Below are 7,368 nucleotides of genomic sequence, written 5' to 3' on the forward strand. Positions count from 1 at the left end.
AACTTCTCCGGCGCGATACTGGGGCGGCCACCCTTGATATCGGCCTCGTACATCTGCGCGAACAGCCGGTCCATCTTCACCAGCGCCTGGTTGGCCATAGTCCGGATCGAGCGCAGCGGATGGGACTGCGGCACGAAATCCTCCAGCCTCCGCATAGTGAACAAGCTTTCCGTGAAGGTATCTGCGCCGCGCATGAATGTGGGATTGGATGGGATCCTCAAAGCAACGCTTCAGCCAGTCGTCGCGCTGACGTCCGCTGGAGGTATTTCAGCGGCCTGTTAAGAGCTGGTGAAGGCGGGCGACGCCCCCAACTCAGGCCATTGGCGCCCATGGGCCAGTAAAGCTTTTCGGCAATCTTGTAGGCCAGTGCCACCACGACGTCCTTGAGGCGCCGCTGCAGCATGGGCAGTGCCCGTGCCTAAGGATATCTGGTGCGCGTGAGCATCGTTTGTCCTGCGTTGACCACCTGTCGTCGCAGAAGCGTTGCCGCGCGCTTGCTGATGTGCCCAAGCGATACATGACCGCCGTGCCGGTCTGTGCCGGAATAGCCGCAGGCTTGCGGCGAATGCCCTGCCTGTGCGAGTGGCTGGGCAGAGAATGGTGCGACCAAGGCAGTAGCGGTAATAGGGCCCAAGCCGGACATCTGGTCCACAATCTGCGCGGCCGGATCAGACCTTAGCCACTATGTAGGTCACGCGCAACCAGTAGGATCTTCTATTCATCGAATTCGCCAAGCGCACGGACTTGCCGCTCCAGCGCCGTGTCAGCAAGAGCGGTACGACGCGAGCGAACTACGGCCCAGCGCTCTTGGCCCGGAAGGACAGCGTACCGAAGTGCAAGCCTCACCCCAGCAGCCCCGGCATTTGGTTGCTCTGCCGGGTACGCGTACTCTCCTCCACCTTGAGTGTTGGATCCAGTTCTCACTCTGGCACAGCGACGCCGCCGATCAAGCGAGAGCCCCTTTTGCCTTCGAGGCTTTGGCTTAGCGTTAGATGGGCGGTTCATTCCAACTCCCCTCATCCGCCCCGATTTTGAAGAAAACCTGCCGTGCACTATCGAAGCATGCGTCGCTTCGATATCATTTTTTTGCCTCACACGGAAAATGAATAGATGGAAGACAGACTAGCTAGCCGCAACGACTAATGTTCGTCATGATGATGAAAAAATTTCCCATCAGTTTGTCGCGATCGATTGGCCTAATAATTGGGTTACCCCCGGAGAACGGAACAGGCTTACAGCTAATATAGCGGCATGCTTAGTCGGAATATCTGGCTCATTTTGAATTGGTCTATGCCTAACCGCGCATTGGCCTTTGGTTGGTCGTGAAGCTAGGCGTGTCAGCAATGATTTCCTTATACATCTGTACGTCACATCTCAAAATCCTCCTTCGCCAGCCATTGGCTAATGTATCCTCCCAGTGCCTTCAGAAGGGCATCAGAGCACATACCAGCGGAACCGGCTAATGCAGGGCAAAGCACGAGCTGCGTGCCTGTGTCGTCGTAGACATGAAGTATTCGGACCTGGTCCGCCGGCTTCAGAGTGTGCTCTTTATATGAAAGCCCGCGCATACCGAAGGCATGCACATAATCATCTTCATGACGCTCGCCTAGACACACCACCACCTTCGGCTGCTCGCGCCGACGTAACGCCTCGATGAAGCGAAAGCGTCCTCCATCACGGCAAAGAGACATGTAAGCGACTTTCGAAGTGAGTTCAGGTTGCATGCTAAAGCGTCGCCTCCAGCTCTGGCCATCGTCTGTACGAATTGGGAGCGGAAATAGGCTGAGCATGAATTCCCAGCCTTGCGGTCGGTACAGAAGATCTGAAAGATATTTCTTCCAGTCACCACCATCTTCGTCGCCAAACAGCACCATTTGACGAGCAGCTGACATAATACGAGCGATCCGCTGATGTGTCTGCCACCGGACTATCGCCGTTGCATGCTGAGCTCGAAAGGCGGCGTCCCAAGCTGGACATTCAAGCTTCGGCATCAGAGGCGAGACTAGCGATATGCAGCCCCTTCTCGGCGAATAATTGCAAAACCAAACTGCAGCGGACGGGTTTCCTCCTTCCATGCCGAGAAAAGACGCAAAATAGCTGCCTAATTGCTGGCGGGTAAAAGCGTTTGTGGTCATGATTCAGCTTCGTGATGGCCCTGTTAGAGTTTACCATTAGCTTCAAAATGAAAAAATATCGCGTCACCTAAACGATCAACAAAAAAATCGATATTTTTGTTTTCTCCCTTTATCTTACCCTCATTCCCTATGTATAGGCCAATTTCCTACTGCGGGGCCAATTTGCTACTGCATATTTGCGCTGACTTTCTTAGCCGGCGTCCCTGCCTTAGTTGAAACCCAGACACTTTTGGTCTCGAGGAACTCGCGCACAGCTTCGATACCGTTCTCACGGCCAATACCGGATTGCTTCATGCCACCGAAAGGGAGGTTGAAGCTCATCGCGCGATAGGCGTTAATCCACACTGTGCCGACCCTGAGCGCCTTTGAAACACGAAGCGCCTTGGAGATATCAGCTGTCCATACTCCGGCGGCGAGCCCATAAATAACATCATTGGCGATCCTCACTGCGTCCGCTTCGTCATCGAAGCCCATGACCGAGAGCACGGGGCCGAATACCTCTTCTTGCGCGATGCGCATGTCGCTCTTTACGTCGATAAAAACGGTGGGCTGTACAAACTGCCCACCAGAGAGATCCCGCATAGCCTCACCTCCTATTACACAGCGAGCACCTTCTGACTTGGCGATGTCGATGTACCGCAAAACCTTTTTATACTGCTCCGGTGTTGCTAGAGGACCGATGCTATTCTCCGGTGCGTTTGGATCACCGATTCGCGCCAATGCAACCATGCTGACAAGTTGATCGACGAAAAGGTCCTTGATACTATTCTGCACCAGCAAGCGGGACCCTGCCACACAAGCTTGACCGGTCGCTGCAAAGATCCCCGACACAACTCCACTTACTGCCTGTGCGAAGTCGCAGTCTTCGAACACAATATTGGGCGACTTGCCACCTAATTCCATTGAAACCCGTTTCATAGACTTTGCAGCAGCCGCGTATACCTTTGCCCCGGTGGCATCCGATCCAGTAAAACTCACCTTGGCGACGTCAGGATGTTCCACCAACGCAGCCCCGGTCTCCGGACCAAATCCAGTGACAACGTTGAATACTCCACTCGGGAAGCCGGCGTGCTGGGTTAACTCCATGAACTCCAGTGTGCTCGCCGAAGCAAATTCTGATGGCTTCAGGACCACGGTGCAGCCTGCTGCCAAGGCGGGCGCGCATTTCATCGCTACGAAAAGCAAAGGCGAGTTCCAGGCCGTCAAGGCACCGACCACGCCAACTGGCTCGTGGGTCGTAAAAGCAAAGGCATCGGACCTATCCAAAGGAACAACAGCGCCTTCTATCTTGTCAGCTAGGCCGCTGAAGTACCACCACCACTCCGACTGCGACCGAAGCTGGTTCAGCACCTCAGTCATCACCTTGCCATTGTCCCGTACCTCAGTTTCTGCCAGGCGCTGGGCGTTTTCAAGGACCAGATCACCGAGACGTCGCATTAGTTTGCCGCGCGCCGTGGCTGTCATCATCGCCCAAGGTCCCGCCTTCAGGGCACGCGAAGCTGCCGCTACCGCGATATCAACGTCTTCCTTTGTAGCTCTAGGGATGCGTGCCCATACCTCGCCGGTGTACGGGTTGACCGTATCGAACCACTCCAGTCTTACTGGATCGACGTAACGGCCGTCGATGAACAATTTATAGCGTTTCATTTGAATCCAAACTCTCCTTTTTTAATGAGCATTGGGTCGGTATTACATTTCCATTATTCGACAGCGCCTTGCTATGGTCCACAGCACCGCAAGTGCGTCGACTCAATTCTTGCTTTTGCTCGCATTCATGCGTCAAGCACATCACCCGACGCGGATGATTGCCATCGATTGGCGCTTAATGACCTCGTTCCCATCTGCAATTGTTTTCTGGTCGGTGCCGGCGGGAACCTGTTAAACAATGCCCCCAGTCTGCAAAGGCTTTAGGAATCAACACCTCCAACGCCCGAACGGCTGGCAAAGCTTGATCATGGAGCGATCGTAACCCTTTGAGGAAGCTACGTCAGTTCACGGTGTGATCCCGAAGGGTCAGTCCAGTTTCCGACTCAGTCACAAAAGATTTACGGCACCTCCGCCAGCGCTGTCGGACAAAATGTGAGATTTGTCGGGATCGCTCCAGTCAGGCTTACCAGAATCCGTTCCGGCTTTCCTTTGGTGCTAAGTACCGAATGCAGCCTGAAGGGCCCTACGCGCGTCCATAGTGAGGCCATCGGCCCACAAGTCTGCAGAATGCAAGCAAGAAAAGCCACGGCGTGTAAAACATCAACCGCAAACCTCATTGATCAGCGATTCCCTTCAAGATCGTTGCCACACATTTTGTAGGTTCCTTTGCAAGCTCGCTCCAGCGCTTAGCTTCTTCGCTCATGAAGGTGAGCACGAAATTTGCTGAGTGCGTGTCGACAGATAGCCTCAAGCCATGGCGCCACCACCCTTCTACCTAAATAAGAGCGTCATTTTGTTGACACGGCAAGTTTTTTCCGTATGTAATGATGACGACTTGATTCAGTTTAAGGTACCGCCTTTACGAGGTCAACAGCTGTATCTCTCTTTATCCAACGATGCCACGCAAGCCACAAAACACATCAATTTCTGACCAAAATTCTGCGCCCGGAGGTGCCTCAAGTGTGGACCGCGCTTTGTCCTTGCTTGACGTGTTCACACCACAATTTGCTTCGCTCTCACTGACTGAGATAGCGAAACAGACAAGGCTATATAAAAGCACCGTACTGAGGTTGCTAGCCTCCTTGCAACACAAGGACTATGTTCAACGTAAAACAGATGGAACCTACTGCCTCGGCCCACAAATCGCGCGTCTTTATGCAATCTACGCGTCGTCATTTTCGCTCGAAGAAATCGTTATGCCGGCGCTGCGTGAACTCACAGAAAAAACCAAGGAGAGCGCTGCATTTTATGTACGACAAAAGGAGTTCCGTCTCTGCCTCTATCGAGTTGACTCCCCACAGCTGGTTCGCGATCATATACGGGCGGGTGAGATTCTCCCAATTGATCGCGGCGCTGGCGGCCGCGTATTGCTGGCCTATTCCGGTGCGCAAGGGGAAATCTACGATCGGATTCGTAAAGATGGCATTGCTATGCTAGTCGGAGATCGCGTACCGGTGCTCAGCGGCATATCAGCTCCTGTTTTCAATGCTGCAAGAGAACTCGCTGGCGCCGTCACACTTACAATGCCCACGTCTCGCTATTCGGAAACTTTTGCGAAACCCGTACGCGATGTGGCAATGAGTATCTCATCGAGATTGGGCGTCGCCGACTTTAACGAATGATGGCACTGAGTCCCTCACATTCCCTTTTGAGAAAATGCACTGGCGTGCGAAAGAGCCCGTGACCTCTGAGTGTAGCCGATCAGGCGATTCGATACGGAACCTCACCATCACCCATGGAACTGTAGGATCATTGTAATGGCATTCACGCGGAAGCGCGCGCGAGATCCGGCGTTCTGTATGTTTTAAGCATTCAGTTCTTTCGGCGCGATCTGAGCAACTGCTTTCGTGCACGATTGACGTTGCCTTGACGACCAACAACGCCTCGCTCGGGACATTTCGTCCAGGGACTTGGAAAGCGCGCTGAGCGAGAAGCGTGAAAGTCAAATGGGCCACGCCAGCGATGATGATGAAGGCGGGTCATCGACTCGGATTCGATAGGTGTATCGACATACAACTTACGGGCGCCACGGAAATTGCAGTATTTGAGAAGGCAATCAATCAACCGGCTGACGACGGCCCCAACACGGAGGAAGCTCTCATGCAGGGGTATGCGGCATCGATGGATGCCGCCGTATGCTGCGGGTCACTTCATCAGCCGTAGCGCAGTGGTTTTGCTGAAGATCGAGATTCGCGAGCTGCTTAAATTTCGCCACTCAGCCATAGGGACGCCCCGAGAGGCGTTGATCTCTTACGACTGACGCGCCGTCCGTGCAACGGAGTCGCATAGCGAAGTAGCGAGTTGCAAGCGCCACTCAGTACCGGATGCCAACGAAATGACATGGCGGTACAGTCATACGATGGGTGCTGAAATCCACAATAGTTGTTTGTCGAACGGCTCAGGACATGCGTGAAACCAAAGTCTTCCGACGTTCGGCGGGGGGTTAGCATTAGTGCAATGCTCAGGGATTTGTTGCAGAACAGATGACCGAATCTGGGGAGGAACCCTCACTTGACAGAAGCAGAGCCAGCTTGTGCAGGGAAAGCCGAATAGGTTTACTATAGAGGACGATAGAACACCAAATAGCCCCAGTGTTTAACCGCCACACTTGGCGAGGCCGATTTGCAACCTAGGACAGAAGGACGCGATCGCGAGGTCGGTATAATGGCGGCCATGATTGATACCTCCTCCTCTTCCACCCGGTCGCCTGTGGACCCAACAGGCGCGATTTCAGCGCGCGTGCGCATCGAGCGCGAATCGCGAGGCTGGTCAATGGGCGAACTCGCTGAGCGCGCCGGCGTGTCAAAGGCCATGATCAGCAAGATCGAGCGTGGTGAAGCGAGTCCGACCGCAACAGTCCTGGGTCGGCTCTCCGGAGCCTTTGGCCTGCAGCTCTCGATGTTGCTGGCACTGGCCGAACAGTTTGGCAATCGCCTTTGCCGTGCCGCCGATCAGCAAGTCTGGACCGATCCCGAGACTGGCTATACCCGACGCGCGGTGTCGCCGCGCAATGGTGGCATGCTGGAACTCGTGGAAATCATGCTTCCAGCCAATGTTCGGATTTCTTACCCGTCATCGGCCTTCATCTTCCAGCACCAGCAGATCTGGGTACAGCAAGGGACCCTGGTGTTTGAGGAAGGTCAACTGGTACATGAGCTAGAAGTCGGCGACTGTCTGCAACTCGGTCCTCCCGCACCATGCACCTTCATCAATCCTGGCAACAACCCGTGCATCTATCTCGTTGCGTTGGTCAAGCGCTAGGGAAGTGCTTATGTGGACGCCTCCCGGATAGCAAGCTCGATTTGACATGGTGGTCGACAGGTAGAGGCAGCACGCTTATGTCCGGCCCGTTTGTTGCAGGCCTTAAGGCCTGCTGGCCCATATGGAATTCGCTGACGAGGTCCCCAGCTGATTATCGAGCCTTGCGGCTCACGTTCCCTATCGGGTCTTCCTCGTCCCGGTCCAACCTGTTAGCCATCATGCGATCATTGCTTGCGCTCCTTGAGAAGGGTTGATCAGTCCTGGTGTATCCGCTTGGGAGGCTATGATGCAGCTATGGGCAGGTGTGCCTCATATCTCCCTTGCC

At 54.3% G+C, this 7,368-nt stretch carries 6 protein-coding genes; 2 read left to right on the forward strand and 4 right to left on the reverse strand.

The window, feature by feature from the left end; all coding sequences use genetic code 11:
• The 4 genes from A3AG_RS32595 to A3AG_RS0100565 all read right to left on the reverse strand — a co-directional run.
• A partial coding sequence (locus A3AG_RS32595; RefSeq protein WP_018003700.1) for a transposase occupies positions 1–194 on the reverse strand: 194 nt, incomplete at its 3' end.
• Positions 195–418: 224 nt separating this feature from the next.
• Positions 419–652: a transposase gene (locus A3AG_RS34795; protein WP_012354716.1), complete on the reverse strand. Its 234-nt coding sequence runs from the start codon at positions 650–652 to the stop codon at positions 419–421.
• Positions 653–1,367: 715 nt separating this feature from the next.
• Entirely contained in the window at positions 1,368–2,135 is a 768-nt protein-coding gene (locus tag A3AG_RS32600; protein ID WP_012354717.1) for a hypothetical protein, read from the reverse strand.
• A gap of 165 nt (positions 2,136–2,300) precedes the next feature.
• The gene (locus A3AG_RS0100565; protein WP_012354718.1) at positions 2,301–3,782 is read right to left on the reverse strand and encodes an aldehyde dehydrogenase; all 1,482 of its coding nucleotides are present in this window, start codon (positions 3,780–3,782) and stop codon (positions 2,301–2,303) included.
• A gap of 896 nt (positions 3,783–4,678) precedes the next feature.
• Between A3AG_RS0100565 and A3AG_RS32610 the strand changes: the two genes are divergently transcribed.
• On the forward strand, positions 4,679–5,404 hold the full coding sequence (locus A3AG_RS32610; RefSeq protein ID WP_012354720.1) for an IclR family transcriptional regulator: 726 nt from the start codon (positions 4,679–4,681) through the stop codon (positions 5,402–5,404).
• Between the two features lie 1,051 nt (positions 5,405–6,455).
• A complete protein-coding gene (locus A3AG_RS0100580; RefSeq protein WP_012354721.1) occupies positions 6,456–7,043 on the forward strand; it encodes a helix-turn-helix domain-containing protein in 588 nt (195 codons plus the stop codon).
• The last annotated feature ends 325 nt before the right edge of the window (positions 7,044–7,368 follow it).

The sequence above is a fragment of the Cupriavidus neocaledonicus genome (genome assembly GCF_000372525.1).
Lineage (GTDB): Bacteria > Pseudomonadota > Gammaproteobacteria > Burkholderiales > Burkholderiaceae > Cupriavidus > Cupriavidus neocaledonicus.

Coding starts and splice junctions, on each gene's coding strand:
- A3AG_RS32600 (WP_012354717.1), bottom strand. CDS start 2,135: ATGACCACAAACGCTTTTACCCGCCAGCAATTAGGCAGCTATTTTGCG.
- A3AG_RS0100565 (WP_012354718.1), bottom strand. CDS start 3,782: ATGAAACGCTATAAATTGTTCATCGACGGCCGTTACGTCGATCCAGTA.
- A3AG_RS32610 (WP_012354720.1), top strand. CDS start 4,679: ATGCCACGCAAGCCACAAAACACATCAATTTCTGACCAAAATTCTGCG.
- A3AG_RS0100580 (WP_012354721.1), top strand. CDS start 6,456: ATGATTGATACCTCCTCCTCTTCCACCCGGTCGCCTGTGGACCCAACA.